This is a genomic window from Nostoc sp. (assembly GCF_036919595.1).
Taxonomy (GTDB): Bacteria; Cyanobacteriota; Cyanobacteriia; order Cyanobacteriales; family Nostocaceae; genus Nostoc.
This window is the reverse complement of the sequence record NZ_JBALCO010000166.1, coordinates 1-16280: the sequence shown is the minus strand read 5'-3', so window position 1 is coordinate 16280 and position 16280 is coordinate 1. Positions and strand designations below refer to the sequence as shown.

Here is a 16280-nt window from a genome sequence, read left to right as displayed (position 1 = left end):
TGCTTTTTAGCTCTCCGCTTCCGGCACTTATTCAATATAGCGAACCTCCCTTTTGCTGTCAACTATTTTTCCAAAATATTTTTTGGAATGCTTTTCCATCACTATCAAAGCATTAGAGAGTAAGGGCTTTAGGCTATAGTATTCCTGGAAGTCACTAAGGAAGCAATAAAGTTGTGATAAATCCTGCTGTTTTGCCGCCCTGGCTGGTTTTAGATCCACTTTTGCGTGGCTGGTTGTTGGAGGATATTGGTCGGGGCGATCGCACTACAAATACGCTTCTAGTTGAAGATGTGACGCTAGGCTCGGCTAAATGGATAGCTAAAGCTTCAGGGATAATTGCTGGTTTACCAGTTGCAGCTAGGGTGCTTCAGATTCTGAATGGAAAAGTCAGCTTTGTAGCGGTTGCGGCTGAAGGTGCATGGTGTGAGCCGGGACAGGTAGTAGCTGAAATTCATGGTTCGCTGGATGCGCTGCTGATGGGGGAACGGGTCGCACTCAATTTGGCTATGCGGTTGAGTGGGATTGCTACGCTAACTAATATATATGTAGAGAAAATTGCTGATTTACCTGCTCAGCTGGTGGATACCCGCAAAACTACACCAGGACTGAGGCTTTTGGAAAAGTACGCGACTGCGGTGGGTGGAGCGATTAATCACCGCATGGGGTTGGATGATGCGGTGATGATTAAGGATAATCACATTGCGGCTGTTGGGGGAATTGGAGAAGCAGTTACCCGTATTCGTTCTCAGATACCTTATCCCTTGACAATAGAGGTAGAGACTGAAAGTTTAGAGCAGGTGAAAGAAGCTTTGCAGCACAACGCTGACATTATCATGTTAGATAATATGCCTGTGGATCTGATGGCTCACGCGGTGCAGTTGATTCGCCAGCAGGATAACCGGGTAAAAATTGAAGCTTCTGGGAATGTGACTTTAGAAACTATTCGCGGTGTAGCACAGACAGGTGTTGACTATATTTCTAGCAGTGCGCCGATTACTCAGTCAAAATGGTTAGATTTGAGTATGAGGATTGTACTTTATTAATTGATTGTTTAAATTCAGAAATTGAACGATGACAACGAAACTTAACTGTTTACTATTCCCTGATTTAAGCAATACTTCCCCGCTTTCTAGCTTCTTTGTAGGAAGTTCCCACATTTTTCAGGCCAGCTTTAATCATTTGTTGTTCAAGGAGGGCAAAGAAACGCGCTTTATCGCCACCTTTAACTACTGCTTGATTATGCGCTTCTGCGATCGCTACAGGGTAGCCATATCCTTTTTGTACTTGTGCCAGCATTAATCCCAAAGCTTGGTCTAGCATGGTTACATTTTCCGCTACCCATGCCGGAACTTCGATCCGGGCGATTTCGGTGCCAACATGGACATAGCAAAAGTAAATGGTTTGATCACCGTAGAGTTCGAGAATGGGGGAATTACTGCGCCACAGGGTACTGCGTTGTCCTGGTTTTAGTCGGGTTGCCCAAATAGAAGTATCCCGCAACTGTTCAAAAACTTTACAAGCTACTTTTTCTAGCTGATTTGGGCAATAACTTTTACAATCTGGTACTGGATGGGGACAAGCCAACAACCGTAAAAAGTTCATTGTTTCAATACTGCGAGAGGCACTAAGATAGCCCATCAATGGAATTTGAGCATCACGCATTTGCTGCCAAGCTTCCAAGATGGGGGGTAAAATGCGATCGCGTGCATCTATTGGCAACTGTTCCAAAAACCAGTAAATTAACGAACCATCCACCATTGCCAATGCTGGTGCTTCCCCCTTCGCTGCACATGCAAGTTCTGCTAACACCGTTGTTTCTGAAGCAGTGCGGCGAAAACTCATCCATTCCTCAGTTCTAATTCCCCATTGCCGAGACATGTATAAATCTTCCGGACGATAAAATACCTCTGGCAAACTATCAAGTAACGGATGACGGTTTTGTCCGTAGTGTAAGACTACTCTGCCGATATTCAGGAGATAACAGTAAGCAATTTCGTGATGATTGGGGGCAATTTGCGAACCATCAGTAGCGACGACAGTATGAATTTTTGGAGGAACTGGGATATCAATGCAGGTTTCTAACGGCTCAATTGGGGTAGCATTAGCAAAGAGAATACGATCGCGCCATTTTTCCTGGCGATCAATTAAATCTTGTTGAGACTCGTAAGCATTTTTGAGATGTTGTTGCGCCAATTCTAAACGCTGGCGACTGGCAGCAGCTTCTAAGGTAAGATGCTGACTTAAACCCTGCATTTGTCGCGCCAGTTTTGTCAGATCAAGCATAAAGGTAAGTGCTGAATTAGGAGTCATTCAATTTTAGATTTTTAATTTTGGATTTTAGATAAAAGGAGAAATCTAAAATATAAAATCCAAAATTTGCAGAGTTAAGAGTTTTTCTAATTTCTTATTATTTACTTACATTTTTAAAATATCTCAATTCGTTGACATTCCGCTTTGGAATAAATTTTGAGGTTAATAACTAAAGTTATCTTCAGAGGACTAAGTAAATAATTTTAGTCCACTTGAGTGGACTTGGGCTATAAGCTAGGAACTTACAGCAGATTTCAAGTTTGTGAGGTACAAAAATACCTTGTCTTGAATTGCTAATACTATCTCATCTTCTTTGATTCTTTCTCTTGTGCTAGCTATGTGGGCAGAGCGAATATCACTCGCTTGAAAATATGGTGATTTCCAAAAGTTATATGCTGCCTTGGTTACTGCCACATCTCCACTAGCTTGTAGTCCGCTACTATCCGGCTGCCCTGCTAATTCCACTATGCGTATTAACCGTTTGTTTCGACGAGCGTCTCCTAAGTCTGTCTGAGCCAATTCTTTGGCTGCCCACTTTTCCATAATGCCATTACCCGCTTCTCTTCTCTCAAAACTATACCTATCAAGCCTTTCACTCTTATGTTAAGTCTCTTGTTTGATTATTAAGAAAGATCCAGGTATATGGATAGCTCCCAAAGGGAGAGGCTAGCGTCTGCCGTAGGATGCCCTTATCAAGACCGTCTCCTGTCTTGATAAGGGCTGTAAGAAGAAGACTCGTTAATGCAACTCTTGGAGACGCTCTTGCGTTTGCTATCGGCGTCGCACTTTCTCAATTAACAAATTAGTCGCCATGTTCGATGTACTCAGTTATGAACCTGATCGGCAATGGTGGTGAGCAAACTTAGATATGATTTTTCAGCAGTAAGCTATACCCCCATCTGAGTCAGATCAATAATCCCCGACGCTACAGCGCAGTTGCAGGCAATTACCGACAGTACAAAAAATTGCTCAAAAAGCTAAATTTTTTCGAGTAGAGATTTTTTCTTTCTATGCTTTTGTTACAATTAGTGAAATTTATCCCTAAAAATACCACTATGGCTTTATACGCTGAATTACATAGGCACCTGGGCGGCTCAGTCGTACCCCGAGTTTTATGGGGATATTTCGAGCGACATTCTTCGGAGTTGATGTCCCGCTTTACTGACTATTCAGAATTTGAAGATTTTTACACTCGCCCACGCAACACCCTAGATGAGTATCTAGAATTACACACCCTGGTAGAAAGTGTGCAAACTGTGGAGACTTTGCCTTACTTTATCTATCGCTTGGTGCGGGGTGCTTACATTTTTGAAAATTTGGCTTATTTGGAACTGCGCTACACTCCTTATTTGCGGACACCTGAGCATCTGAATCAATCACAGAGAATTGACAAGATGGCAGAAATTGTGCAAGTAGTAGGACTTGCCAGCCACCAGCCAGAATATCCGATTGTTACTAGCCAAATTCTCTGTATGCACACGCGCCTACCCTATGAGGTGAACAAGGCGATTATTGATTTGGCAGTGCAAAATAAACAGTATGTCTGTGCAGTAGATGTAGCGGGGGGTGATAGCTATTATGCCGATCGCTTAGAAGAATGGATTAGCTTATATAATTATGCGCGATCGCTGGGCGTTAACACCACGGGACATCTATATGAAACTACTGCTGGTTGTTACCCAGAACTGTTACCCTATCTGATGCGAATCGGTCACGGCATCCAAATTCCCCTACTGTATCCAGAGTTACTTAATGATGTAGCTAGACGCGGACAGTGTTTAGAGGTTTGTCCTACAACTTACCTGAAAACTGGTACTTTGCAAGATATACGTCAACTCAAATTAGTTTTTGACCGTTGTTTTGATGCTGGGGTAGATATCGCTATCTGTACTGATAATGCTGGGTTGCACAATATGCGTTTGCCATTTGAGTATGAAAATCTCTTGACTTACGACATTATTAGTTTTGAACAACTACAAGCTTGTCAAGATGCAGCTTTCTGTCATGCTTTTGCTTGGCCTTATAGTCAACGTCCCGCATCCCTGTTGAACGGTTTGCTGAAACCTGAAGCACCTAAAGTTTTGGCAATGAGAGATACTAATTAACCACTACCTAGAGATAAACAGAAAGTAAGGTAATTTAATGTTAATTAATGTTGCAATCAGCGCCTTTTTGTGATCTCATAAAAAAAGCTGTAATGCACAAGAGATATCTTGCAAAAGTCAATATTTTAAAGATTAAACCACAGGTACACACAGATAATTTATCGGTGTTTATTTGTGGTTAATTTTTCGCTGATGTTGTCGCGAAAAAGCTATTTAGCCGCGTTCGCACTATTAAATAGGTGATTTATACCCCGAATTTTTAGTACTTCACTTTGGAGCGTTGCTCGCGACTGAAGCCTGGAGCCTCAATACTAGTACAGCAAAGACGCTTTCTATTCTAGCTGAGAATCCCAGAAGCAATTTACCAAAAATCGCCTTTTAATTGAGTTTTATTGGCAATTCATCAAAGTTTCTCGTAAATTCGCCTCTTCATCTCCCTGCCACTTCCTCTGCACCCAGAAGCTATAAACTATAATTTATGGCATCTACTATTCAAGCTCTACCAACAGAAGTCGTATATCTCATTACAGCTGGTGAGGTAATCGACTCTTTAGCTTCTGTGGTGCGGGAATTGGTAGAAAATTCCCTAGACGCAGGTGCAACGCGAATTGTGGTTTCTCTATGGCCGCAGCAATGGCGAATTCGTGTGGCAGATAATGGTTATGGAATGAACTTAGATGATTTGCAACAAGCAGCCACAGCTCACAGCACCAGTAAAATTCGCTCTAGTGCCGATTTATGGAAAATTAACAGTTTAGGGTTTCGTGGTGAGGCGTTACACAGTTTAACGACTCTGGCAAATTTGGAAATTTTGAGTCGGACTGTGGGTGGAAAATTAGGATGGCGGATTAGCTACGGCAATGGCGGGGAAGTTATGCAAGTTGAAGTAACTGCGATCGCACCTGGTACAGTGGTTACAGTTTCTCATCTTTTCGCTAATTGCTCATCTCGTCGTCAGGGATTGCCCACAGCAGCACAGCAGATGAAAGCCGTGCAAGCCACAATTCACCAAATCGCCCTATGTCATCCCCACGTCACCTGGCAGATTTGGCAAAATGACCGTCAATGGTTCACCATCTGTCCGGCTGCTACAACTGGGCAACTGCTACCGCAGATTTTACCGCAGGTGCGCCAAGGTGATTTGCAAGAAGTGAAATTAGAACTCCCCAACCCGCCAAACTCAGAACTCCAAACTCTTCACTCCTGTACAGACGCGATTAATCGCGTCTCTCCTCACTCCTCACTAAACTTAGTGGTAGGATTACCCGATCGCACTCATCGTCATCGTCCAGATTGGGTACGTGTAGCAATCAACGGACGAATGGTTAAGACACCGGAATTAGAGCAAACAATTTTATCAGCATTTCACAGAACATTACCACGCGATCGCTATCCAATTTGTTTCTTACATCTTGCCATTTCTCCCGATCAAATTAACTGGAATCGCAATCCAGCAAAAACAGAAATTTATCTTAATGAAATCATTTATTGGCAAGAGCAAATTACCCAAGCAATTAACCAAGCACTCAGCATCTCTTCTACCAATTTCAAAGAAGCTGTTCACACAACACGAGTTAGTAAATTACTCAAAGCTTCAGAAGCCAAAGGCGGCTACAATTTCAATCCTCAAAATCCCAACAAAGATCATAAAAATCCTAATTCCTTAAAGGCTGTCGCTCAAGTTAGCAACACCTATATTGTGGCGGAACATCCTGAGGGAATGTGGTTAGTAGAACAGCACATTGCCCATGAGCGAGTTTTGTATGAGCAATTGTGTGATAATTGGCAACTTGTGCCCGTTGAACCTGCAATCATTCTTTATCAATTGTCGCCAGCGCAAGTATCGCAACTGCAACGCATCGGTTTAGAAATAGAACCCTTTGGCGAACAACTTTGGGCTGTCCGTAACATCCCTGCACCTTTACAGCAGCGAGACGACTGTGCAGAAGCAATTTTAGAACTTAGTTGGGGAGGCGATTTACAAACAGCCCAAGTAGCTGTCGCTTGTCGCAGTGCCATTCGTAACGGTACACCTATGAATCAACAAGAAATGCAGACACTTTTAGATAATTGGCAACACACTCGCAATCCTCGCACCTGTCCCCACGGACGACCAATTTATCTATCCTTAGAAGAATCAGCTTTAGCGCGGTTTTTCCGGCGTAATTGGGTAATTGGTAAAAGTCATGGAATTTAATATTTTTGCTAAATTTTATGTTGAATGCTAATGTACTTGTACTTGTCAACGAAAGTGCGTCTTTGACCAGAGAGGGTCGTCATTTGTCATTGGGAGCATCTCACCTTTGCAAAAATATCAGGTAGTAAGCTGACCATTGAGATAAGCAGCTCTAAGTTGTAGCATCCGAGGCACGTTTTCCAATTTCCACTGTGCGCCAGAAATTTTTAAGCGCTTACCAATCTGTTTGACAGCTGATTCAACAGCACCAGAACCGATAGAACATAAGTCTTCAGTAGAAAAATACTCATAATTAACAATTCGTTGAGAATGCTTTTTAAGATAGTTGATGAAATTTTGGGCAGGCTTTTTTTTCAAATCAGCAAATAATGCGATCGCTGATTCAATTCCACCCTGCCAAAGAAATGTCTCTGCGGCTTTTAAGCGTTTAAGCGACCCACCAACCTTGTAAAGATTCTCTTTGAAGGCCATGAAAGAACTTGATGGCCTACTACCTTCTATCTTAGGAAACTTGCTCTGCCATTCTGGAAATTAAGGTATTATCAAGGTTGTGGATAACCTTGAGACAGGTATCTCCCCATGTGCTTTTGTTCATGTTGTTACCCTTGCTATCACTCTAAAAAAGCTTCTTCTACAAAAGATATAAAAATATCAAATTGGAGTCAGGTGATATCAAGTGCTGTATGCACAGATGTTTTGGTTAGCGAAGAAACAAGCAATGCGGCGCTAAACAGATTTCTAACCCAATTACTTGACGGTTACGACTTGCTGATACTGGAAGCGATGGACAAAGCAGGAGTCACACAGATAATTACCGATGATGGTGATTATGTGACTGTCCCAGGTATTAAAGTTTTTACTGCAAATAGTGATGCGATCGCAGCAGCAAAAAGTAAAGGCAAACTTCTAGTGGTTTAGGTAATCTAAACCTTCTCGATATTTTAAGTCTATTACAAAATCTTCGCCAAAGTCTACAACATCAGGGTTAATCATTCCATCAACCCCAAAACCAGTTCTAGTAAAGTTAAGCAAGCTTCTTTCTCCGCTTCCTCTGGTCGCTCTTGAACGTTTGAACCTGTATATCCTTCTAAAGTTGATAAGTAGGAGGGTTTATTAATGGCATAGTCTAGAATTACTTAGCTATATGTCTACTATGCCAAATCTGAAATAGATCAGGCTATTGTTAGTTCTAGCTCAATAATTTAGGTAAAATCTGCAAATTAACATTCCCTGGCAGAGCCAGGGAATGAGAGAATGCTAATTCACGGCTAAATTGCCCCAACCCACGTAGGGTAATTTTGCAGCCGTTCTCCGAACTTGGTCAGCATTCGCCACCAACTGACCGCAAGCGTCCCAAGTTCCAGAAATAAATGTGCTTCTGGTGCCTTCTTCGATCGCAACTGAAACAATAGAATCACCAATTTGCACTTGCAAGGTTTCCAGATTTACTGTCACGGCGGCTTGGGGATTGGCAGCCACTAACTCTTGTAGTTGTTTAATAGTAGCAGCATCGGCTGTCAGACAAGGTATGCCCATTGCCACACAGTTACCGAAAAAGATTTCGGCGAAGCTTTCACCGATTAAAGCTTGGATTCCCCATTTTGCGATCGCTTGGGGTGCATGTTCTCGTGATGAACCACAGCCAAAGTTACGGTTGACTATTAAAACCTTTGCCCCTTGGTACTGGGGTTGGTCAAAGGGATGTTCACCTTTGAGTGCTGTCCGGTCATCAATAAACACGCCTTCGCCTAACCCATCAAAGGTAACGGCTTTCAAATAACGCGCGGGAATAATGCGATCGGTATCTATATCATTGCCCACTAAAGGTATACCGCGCCCTGAAACTGTTTTAACTTCACTCACCATAAACTTAAGTTCTTACTTGAATAATTGCCTGTTACAGATTTCGCCACCCTCTCCCCAGCTAGGGGAGAGGGTGGCGAAGCCGGGGAGAGGTTACAATAACTCGCGTACATCAGAAACTTCGCCTTTAATCGCAGCAGTGGCGACCATCGCCGGACTCATTAACAATGTCCGACCGGAAGATGAACCCTGTCTTCCTTTAAAGTTGCGGTTAGAAGAGGAGGCACTGATTTGTCTTCCTTGTAGCTTGTCGGGGTTCATGGCCAAGCACATGGAACATCCCGGTTCACGCCACTCAAATCCAGCTTCCTGAAAAATTTTATCCAGTCCTTCAGCTTCCGCCTCTTCCTTCACTCTTTCAGAACCAGGGACAACAAAGGCTTTGATTCCCTCTGCAACGTGGCGACCTTTGGCGATTTTTGCAGCTTCCCGTAAATCACTAATTCTGCCGTTGGTGCAACTACCAATAAAGCAGACATCTATTTTGGTACCCTTGATGGGTTGACCGGGGAACAAATCCATGTAGCGGTAAGCTTCTTCAGCAATGAATCGGTCTTCTTCAAGCAGTTCTTGCGGTTGAGGCACTGACTGGTTGACACCGATACCTTGACCAGGAGTAATCCCCCAGGTAACAGTAGGAGAAATTTCAGCAGCGTCGAATACGATTACATCATCGTACTGGGCATCAGCATCGCTCTTGATGGAATCCCACCAAACCACTGCTTTATTCCAATCTGCATCAATGGGTGCAAAATCTCTGCCTTTGAGGTAATCGTAGGTGACTTGATCGGGATTGACGTAGCCGCATCTAGCACCACCTTCGATCGCCATATTGCAAACTGTCATCCTCTCTTCCATATTCATTTGCTCAAATGTTGTACCTGCAAATTCGTAGCCATAGCCCACGCCACCTTTAACACCAAGGGTGCGGATGATATGCAGGATGACATCTTTGGCGAAAACTCCTGGGTTGAGAGTGCCGTTAACTTCAATTTTGCGGACTTTCAGTTTAGAAAGGGCAAGAGTTTGGGAAGCAAGAACATCCCGGACTTGGCTAGTACCAATACCAAATGCGATCGCACCAAATGCCCCATGACTGGAAGTGTGACTATCTCCACAAGCGATCGTCATTCCTGGTTGGGTGATTCCTAGTTCTGGAGCGATGACATGAACTATACCCTGACTGCCAGAACCAATGTTGTAAAAAGTTATGTTGTTTTCTTGACAGTTATTTTCCAGCGCTTGGATCATTTCCTCTGCTAAGCTATCGTCAAAGGGACGTGCCTGATTTTCTGTTGGCACAATATGATCGACTGTGGCAACGGTACGCTCTGGAAACAGTACTTTTAGACTTCTCTCGCGTAACATCGCAAAGGCCTGGGGACTGGTGACTTCATGAATTAGGTGAAGCCCGATAAATAGTTGCGTCAGCCCTGAGGGAAGTGTACCAACGGTGTGTAAGTCCCAAACTTTGTCAAACAGGGTACCTTTGCTCATACGTCAATCAGTATTTAAAGAGTCCGGTCTTAAATAGTATCAAAAAAAAGTCTCGGTTTTGGTAGATCACTTAATATTACTTACATCTTTGCACTCTTATTTCTCTGTGCCCTTTGCGCCTCTGCGGTTTCAATCTTCCTTAACGAAGCGCAGAGACGCTGAGAACACAGAGGAAGAGAGAAGAGAGGTAAAAGCGAAAATTATCCGAAATATTAAGATGCAAAGATGTAAATAACTTTATCCTTTTGAACAAGGATATCTAAGACAATACGAGATAATTGCACTACCAGCTTTATGCCCATAGATTTACGGGAATTTTATCAAGCTACCGATCCCAGCAGAACTTTGTTTGTCAACAATAGCTCTGATGGCAAGTATTACATAGATTTTTCCTCAGTCCGAGGTGGTGATATTCTTGGCAAGCTGAAGCAGAAAATTACTTTTTTTAAGCCAAATGAATCCACCTGCACTTTATTTACTGGGCATATTGGTTGTGGTAAATCGACAGAACTATTACGGTTACAGGCAGAACTGGAAAAGTTAGGCTTCCATGTGGTCTATTTTGAGTCTAGTGATGACTTGGAAATGACCGATGTCGATATTGCTGATGTGCTACTAGCGATCGCTCGTCGGGTGAGTCAAAGTCTGGATAAAATTACACTAGAGTCACCCAATAAGTTTAATGAGTTGCTCCAAGGGGCTTGGAAGGTCTTAAACTCCGAGGTGACGGGTGTAAAAGTTAAGGTTCCGAATGTTGGCGATTTTGGTGTCACCTCTGAAAAAGAAAAGCTTTCTCTGTCTGTAGGCATTGGGGAAATCACCGCCAAGATGAAAAATGACGCCACGCTGCGAGAAAAACTCAATCAGTATTTGGCACCGCAAAAAACTAAGCTGCTGGAAGCGATTAATCAAGAATTGTTGGAACCTGCCGTGGCTAAACTCAAACAGCAGGGTAAAAATGGTCTGGTGGTAATTGTCGATAATCTTGACCGCATAGATAATCGTGCCAAAGCTTGGGGTCGTCCGCAGCAAGAATATTTATTTGTCGATCAGGGTGAGTTTTTGACCAAGCTTAATTGTCATCTCCTCTACACCATGCCTTTGGCTTTGAAGTTTTCCAATGATTACGGAATGCTGACTCAGCGTTTCCCAGAAGATCCCAAGGTGTTACCAATGGTACCTGTACAAAAAACTAATGGCAGTGTTCATATAGAGGGAATGGCACTCATGCAGCAGATGGTACTAGCTAGAGCTTTTCCTGATTTGACACCAGAGGAGCGTTTAAATAAAGTTACCGAAATTTTTGATAGTGCTGCGACCCTAGAACGGTTATGTCAAATGAGCGGTGGTCATGTGCGGGACGTGCTGAGGCTGCTGAATACCTGGATTATGGAAGAAATGAGTCTTCCCCTAACTCGTGCAACCTTAGAGCAAGTTATTCGTTCTCGGCGGAATGAAATCATGTTGCCGATTTCTGATGAAGAGTGGCAATTGTTACGTCATGTCAAGGAAAGGAAAAAAGTGAGTGATGACCACGGATATCAAAAACTGATCCGCAGTCGGTTTGTCTTTGAATATCGGGATGGTGGCGAGTCTTGGTTCGATATTAATCCCGTTTTGGCAGAAGCAAGAGAACTACAGTGAGGAATCAGGGAATCGATGAATAATTAGATGATGAAACCAGAAACCAAAAATGTTTTGTTAAAAGCTTATGCACAACTGCACCAAATCACAGAAGAATTGTATTCAGCCTCGGATAAAGCCATAGAAAACAACGATTTTGAGGACGCTAGCTTTCTAGCTAGTAGAGCAGATAGACTTTATGAAGAGAGAGAAAATTTAGAGATTGTAATTTCAGAACAGGAGGAAATATGAAAACAATCCCAGAGTTAAAGACTCGTATTAAAGAACTCAGTAAACAATCTGTTGAATTTAGTAGAAAAGCATCTGAAGTGTGTTTAAGTGACCGTCAACAAGCCAAGTATTTTAGACAGCAAGCAAGAGAAGCTAGCAAACGCACTCAAGTATTGATACAGGAGTTAAAACGCCAGGAAGTTTAACTTGTAGTTTTTAATTCTTCCTTTGCCTCCTACACTCTAGATTTACGTCAGCTTATGACTTATGACAGACTCGCAACCATCAGAAGATGACCATGTAAATAGCGATCGCTCCCTGGCACAATTAGCTTGGGCGATTGAGTCCTCTGTGGGACAGTTTAAGCTGATTCTGGCTCGGTGTAATTATGTTAGAGAGCGCGATCGCCTCATCCAGAAACTACGGGAAATTTGCCAAGTCGAAATTCGTGTCTTGGCGGTGCAGCAATCTCGCAAAACTCTTTATACTGCGATTCAGTCAGAATTCGGCGAAGAAATACCAGCCTGTGTAATGGTTGTGGGTTTGGAATCAGTGCAGAATTTGTCTGTGATGTTAACTTCTGCAAATCAGGTGCGGGAAGAGTTTCGCAAGAATTTTGCTTTTCCCTTGGTGTTGTGGATTGACGATGAAATCTACAAGCAACTAATACAGCTTGCGCCAGATTTGGAGAGTTGGGCAACTACGAGAAATTTTGATATATCAACACAGGAATTAGTAGATTTTATCATTGAAACGGCTAATCAATGGTTTAGTAATAACTTAAAATTTAGCGTAGATGTATATATCAAGCTGGAAACTGAGCTAGAAACGGCGCAAAGAGATTTACGGAATCAGCCAGATGTTTATAATTTAGAAATTCAAGCTAATTTAGAATCTTTATTAGGTTTCATCAAACAAATAAATAATCAAAAAGATTCCGCATTAGAGCATTATCACAAAGTTTATAAGCTCTGGCAAGAAAATAATAATTTAGAACGACAGGCAAAAATCCTCGGTGAGATTGGGGTTTGTTATTATCTCAAAGCTATTAAACATCAAGATATCAATCATCCAGATTGGCAAGCTACTTGGTATTATATTCGAGAGTATCTAAATGTTATTAACCTGTTTCACAATCCAGATTTAATTGCTAATACAGCAATTAAATTCGGTGATATTTTGCGAGAGTTGCAAAAGTGGGAAACGTTGCAGAGTCTTTCAGAACAGGCTTTAGTAGTACATCGAAATAACAACCAGCCAAGGGAATTAGCTAAGGATTACGGTTTTTTAGCTGAGGTGGCTTTGGCTCAAAAAGACTGGGTGAAAGCAAATCAGCTTGTTCAGCAAGCCTTGGAAGTTTTTGTTGCGATTCCCAATTTGGAATCAGCCAATATCTCAGGGGTTTTATCGGAGATTTCTGAAAGAAATGTTAAATCAAATGATTTGAGCTTATATCAGTTTATTTTGAGTCGTTCTCAATACCATTTAGGTCAAATTAAACAGGCAACTTTCAGCTTAGAAACTGCTAGGGATGTGGGTAATCCCTTAGAAGATGTCAGGCTATACTTGGATATTCTCAAGTTTTTGCAGCAGCTTTACTTTGAGCAAAAAGAATATCTCAAAGCATACAACATAAAACAGCAGCAGCGTTCCATTGAACAGCAATTTGGCTTGCGGGCGTTTATTGGTGCAGGTAGGTTAGAAGCAACAAAACAGGCATTTGTAGAAACATTGCGCTCAAACTCTCCCCAAGGAAATATTGCCCCAGAAATTGCTGCATCTGGTCGCCTATTGGATGTAGAACGTTTGATTGAACGCATGGGTCGCCATGATTATAAGCTGATAGTCATTCATGGGCAATCGGGTGTAGGCAAAAGTTCCCTGGTGAATGCGGGACTGATACCAGCTTTAAAGAATAAAGCGATCGGGATTCAAGATTATTTGCCAGTGGTAATGCGCGTTTATACCAACTGGGTGGAAGAATTGGGGAGGCTTTTGGGAGGAAGTGGGGAATGGGGAATGGGGAATGGGAAGTGGGGAGACTTAGAACCTCAACTTTCAGCTTCCGAACTCGGAACTTCCACCTCGGAACTCGGAACTTTGACCCCTGAACTTGGAACTTCGACCTCAGAACTCGGAACTTCGACCTCAGAACTCGGAACTTCGACCTCAAAACTCGAAATTTCAGCCTCAGAACCTCAACGTTTGACCTCAGAACTCAAAACTTCGACCTCGGAACTCGGAACTTCGACCTCAGAACCTCAACGTTTGACCTCAGAACTCGAAACTTCAACCTCCAATACTCAAAATCCCCACTCCTCACTCCTAACTCCTAACTCCCTAATCACTCAACTACGTGAAAATGAACAGCGCAACCTCCGCACAGTGCTAATTTTTGATCAATTTGAGGAATTTTTCTTTGTTTACACCGAACCTGCACAAAGGAAGCAATTCTTTGAGTTTCTGGGAGAGTGTCTGAATGTTCTATCAGTGAAAGTTATCTTATCGCTGCGGGTAGATTACATCCATTACTTGCTGGAGTGCAATGATTTGTCCAGCTTGAAGATTATTGGCAATGACATTCTCAGTAATAATGTGCTTTACAAGTTGGGGAATTTCTCACCGGCTGATGCGAAGTCAATTATTCAGCGTTTAACTGAAAATACTAGTTTTCACTTAGAAGATGCTTTAGTTGAACAACTGGTGCTAGATTTAGCCGGGGAATTGGGTGAAGTTCGTCCCATTGAGTTGCAGGTTGTGGGGGCGCAACTGCAAACGGAGAATATTACAACTCTGGCAGAATATCAGCAGCGTGGCACTAAGGACGAATTGGTTAAGCGTTATTTGGATGAAGTTGTTAATGATTGTGGTGAAGAAAATCAGCAAGCAGCAGACATATTACTGTATTTGCTGACGGATGAAAAAGGAACTCGCCCTCTGAAGACTCGCGCTGAATTGGAACGTGATTTGCAGCAATACATCTCGGTGATCCCCCCAACCCCCCTTAAAAAGGGGGGCTTAATTTCTTCTACCCCCTTAAAAGGGGGGTCGCCGCAGGCGGGGGGATTAGAAGCTAGGGCGGATAAAGCTTTTGACATCAGCAAATTAGATTTGGTTTTAGAGATTTTTGTCAAATCTGGCTTGGTGGTTTTGTTACCAGAGAATCCTTTTGACCGTTATCAACTGGTGCATGACTACATAGCTTTGTTTATTCGCCAGCAACAGCAGCCGAAGTTAAATGAATTGATAGCGGAACTGGATAAGGAAAGAAAGCAACGCCTGCTAACAGAAGAGGAGCTAAAACAATCTCAACAGGCTAAGACAATTTTGGCACAGGCTAACCGAAAGGCAACACAGCGGATTCGTTTTGGCTCAGGAGTACTGTTTATATCTTTTGTTTTAGTAGGAATTGCCGGAGTACTGGCAAATCAAGCATCTCGCCTCAAGGATGAGGCAAAGACAGGTACAGAGTTAGAACGACAAGGAATCACAGCTTGGCAATACTTTTCATCAGAAGAAATAGAATCATTACTGTCAGCAATGCAGGCGGGTCAAGAGTTGCAAAGGCTAGTCAAAGATGGTCGCCCACTAGAAGAATATCCAGCTGCTAGCCCCCAGTTAGCTTTACAGACAATTCTTGACAACATTCACGAGCGAAATCAACTCAAGGGGCATACCAGTAGTGTCAACAGCGCCAGTTTTAGCCCGGATGGCAAACGCATTGTCACTGCCTCAGCAGACAAGACCGCGCGAGTGTGGGAGATTTCCGGTAAGCAAATCGCCGAACTCAAAGGGCATACCAGCTATGTCAACAGCGCCAGTTTTAGCCCAGATGGCAAACACATTGTCACTGCCTCAGCAGACAACACCGCGCGGGTGTGGGACATTTCCGGTAAGCAAATCGCCGAACTCAAAGGGCATACCAGCTATGTCTACAGTGCCAGTTTTAGCCCGGATGGCAAACGCATTGTCACCGCTAGTAATGACAAAACAGCGCGGGTGTGGGACATTTCGGGTAAACAAATCGCCGAACTCAAAGTGCATAACAGCTATGTAAACACCGCCAGTTTTAGCCCAGATGGCAAACGCATTCTCATCGCCAGTAATGACAACACCGCGCGGGTGTGGGACATTTCCGGTAAGCAAATCGCCGAATTCAAAGGGCATAATAGCTATGTCAACAGCGCCAGTTTTAGCCCAGATGGCAAACGCATTGTCACTGCCTCAGCAGATAAGACCGCGCGGGTGTGGGACATTTCCGGTAAGCAAATCGCCGAACTCAAAGGGCATACTCAACCTGTCAACATCGCCAGTTTTAGCCCGGATAGCAAACGCATTCTCACCGCCAGTTATGATAAGACCGCGCGGGTGTGGGACATTTCCGGTAAGCAAATCGCCGAACTCAAAGGGCATAATAGCTATGTCAACAGCGCCAGTTTTAGCCCGGATGGCAA

12 protein-coding genes and 2 pseudogenes are annotated in these 16280 nt (G+C 43.1%); 8 read left to right on the top strand and 6 right to left on the bottom strand.

The genetic code is table 11. The annotated features are described in order from the left end of the window. Positions 1–173: 173 nt before the first annotated feature. Positions 174–1043, top strand: a complete 870-nt coding sequence (gene nadC / locus V7K21_RS25780; protein WP_335178265.1) for a carboxylating nicotinate-nucleotide diphosphorylase — start codon at positions 174–176, stop codon at positions 1041–1043. Positions 1044–1107: 64 nt separating this feature from the next. Here the strand turns inward: nadC and V7K21_RS25775 are convergent, their stop codons facing one another. Next, positions 1108–2283: a DNA double-strand break repair nuclease NurA gene (locus V7K21_RS25775; RefSeq protein WP_335070129.1), complete on the bottom strand. Its 1176-nt coding sequence runs from the start codon at positions 2281–2283 to the stop codon at positions 1108–1110. Between the two features lie 276 nt (positions 2284–2559). Continuing rightward, a pseudogene (locus V7K21_RS25770) lies at positions 2560–2853 on the bottom strand (IS4/Tn5 family transposase DNA-binding protein); the annotation flags it as partial. A gap of 512 nt (positions 2854–3365) precedes the next feature. Here V7K21_RS25770 and V7K21_RS25765 point away from each other — a divergent pair. Further along, positions 3366–4415 carry an adenosine deaminase gene (locus V7K21_RS25765; RefSeq protein ID WP_335178263.1) on the top strand — a complete coding sequence of 350 codons (1050 nt, stop codon included), beginning with the start codon at positions 3366–3368 and terminating at the stop codon, positions 4413–4415. Between the two features lie 478 nt (positions 4416–4893). Further along, positions 4894–6612 (top strand): DNA mismatch repair endonuclease MutL, encoded by a 1719-nt coding sequence (gene mutL, locus V7K21_RS25760; RefSeq protein ID WP_335178261.1) that lies wholly within the window; start codon positions 4894–4896, stop codon positions 6610–6612. 117 nt (positions 6613–6729) lie between these two features. Here the strand turns inward: mutL and V7K21_RS25755 are convergent. Beyond that, a pseudogene (locus V7K21_RS25755) lies at positions 6730–7074 on the bottom strand (ISKra4 family transposase); the annotation flags it as partial. Between the two features lie 204 nt (positions 7075–7278). Here V7K21_RS25755 and V7K21_RS25750 point away from each other — a divergent pair. Next, positions 7279–7530 (top strand): hypothetical protein, encoded by a 252-nt coding sequence (locus V7K21_RS25750; protein WP_335178259.1) that lies wholly within the window; start codon positions 7279–7281, stop codon positions 7528–7530. Here V7K21_RS25750 and V7K21_RS25745 read toward each other — a convergent pair. The 3 genes from V7K21_RS25745 to leuC form a co-directional block, all read right to left on the bottom strand. Continuing rightward, positions 7519–7644: a hypothetical protein gene (locus V7K21_RS25745; RefSeq protein WP_335178257.1), complete on the bottom strand. Its 126-nt coding sequence runs from the start codon at positions 7642–7644 to the stop codon at positions 7519–7521. The genes V7K21_RS25750 and V7K21_RS25745 overlap by 12 nt on opposite strands. Before the next feature lie 225 nt (positions 7645–7869). Then, positions 7870–8478: a 3-isopropylmalate dehydratase small subunit gene (gene leuD, locus V7K21_RS25740; RefSeq protein ID WP_335178255.1), complete on the bottom strand. Its 609-nt coding sequence runs from the start codon at positions 8476–8478 to the stop codon at positions 7870–7872. A gap of 90 nt (positions 8479–8568) precedes the next feature. Further along, positions 8569–9972: a 3-isopropylmalate dehydratase large subunit gene (gene leuC / locus V7K21_RS25735; RefSeq protein WP_335178253.1), complete on the bottom strand. Its 1404-nt coding sequence runs from the start codon at positions 9970–9972 to the stop codon at positions 8569–8571. Between the two features lie 294 nt (positions 9973–10266). Here leuC and V7K21_RS25730 point away from each other — a divergent pair, with 294 nt between their 5' ends. The 4 genes from V7K21_RS25730 to V7K21_RS25715 form a co-directional block, all read left to right on the top strand. Further along, positions 10267–11616 carry an ATP-binding protein gene (locus tag V7K21_RS25730; RefSeq protein ID WP_335178252.1) on the top strand — a complete coding sequence of 450 codons (1350 nt, stop codon included), beginning with the start codon at positions 10267–10269 and terminating at the stop codon, positions 11614–11616. A 27-nt stretch (positions 11617–11643) separates the two neighbouring features. Continuing rightward, positions 11644–11847: a hypothetical protein gene (locus V7K21_RS25725; RefSeq protein ID WP_335178250.1), complete on the top strand. Its 204-nt coding sequence runs from the start codon at positions 11644–11646 to the stop codon at positions 11845–11847. Further along, positions 11844–12032 carry a hypothetical protein gene (locus tag V7K21_RS25720; protein WP_335178248.1) on the top strand — a complete coding sequence of 63 codons (189 nt, stop codon included), beginning with the start codon at positions 11844–11846 and terminating at the stop codon, positions 12030–12032. Before V7K21_RS25725 ends, V7K21_RS25720 begins: the two co-directional genes overlap by 4 nt. A 61-nt stretch (positions 12033–12093) precedes the next feature. Further along, positions 12094–16280: nSTAND1 domain-containing NTPase (locus tag V7K21_RS25715; RefSeq protein ID WP_335178246.1), on the top strand; the 4187-nt coding region annotated here is incomplete at its 3' end.

Excerpts from the sequence above, each read along its gene's own strand:
- V7K21_RS25765 (WP_335178263.1), top strand. The coding sequence starts at position 3,366 with ATGGCTTTATACGCTGAATTACATAGGCACCTGGGCGGCTCAGTCGTA.
- mutL (WP_335178261.1), top strand. The coding sequence starts at position 4,894 with ATGGCATCTACTATTCAAGCTCTACCAACAGAAGTCGTATATCTCATT.
- V7K21_RS25725 (WP_335178250.1), top strand. The coding sequence starts at position 11,644 with ATGATGAAACCAGAAACCAAAAATGTTTTGTTAAAAGCTTATGCACAA.
- V7K21_RS25720 (WP_335178248.1), top strand. The coding sequence starts at position 11,844 with ATGAAAACAATCCCAGAGTTAAAGACTCGTATTAAAGAACTCAGTAAA.
- leuC (WP_335178253.1), bottom strand. The coding sequence starts at position 9,972 with ATGAGCAAAGGTACCCTGTTTGACAAAGTTTGGGACTTACACACCGTT.
- leuD (WP_335178255.1), bottom strand. The coding sequence starts at position 8,478 with ATGGTGAGTGAAGTTAAAACAGTTTCAGGGCGCGGTATACCTTTAGTG.
- V7K21_RS25775 (WP_335070129.1), bottom strand. The coding sequence starts at position 2,283 with ATGCTTGATCTGACAAAACTGGCGCGACAAATGCAGGGTTTAAGTCAG.
- V7K21_RS25730 (WP_335178252.1), top strand. The coding sequence starts at position 10,267 with ATGCCCATAGATTTACGGGAATTTTATCAAGCTACCGATCCCAGCAGA.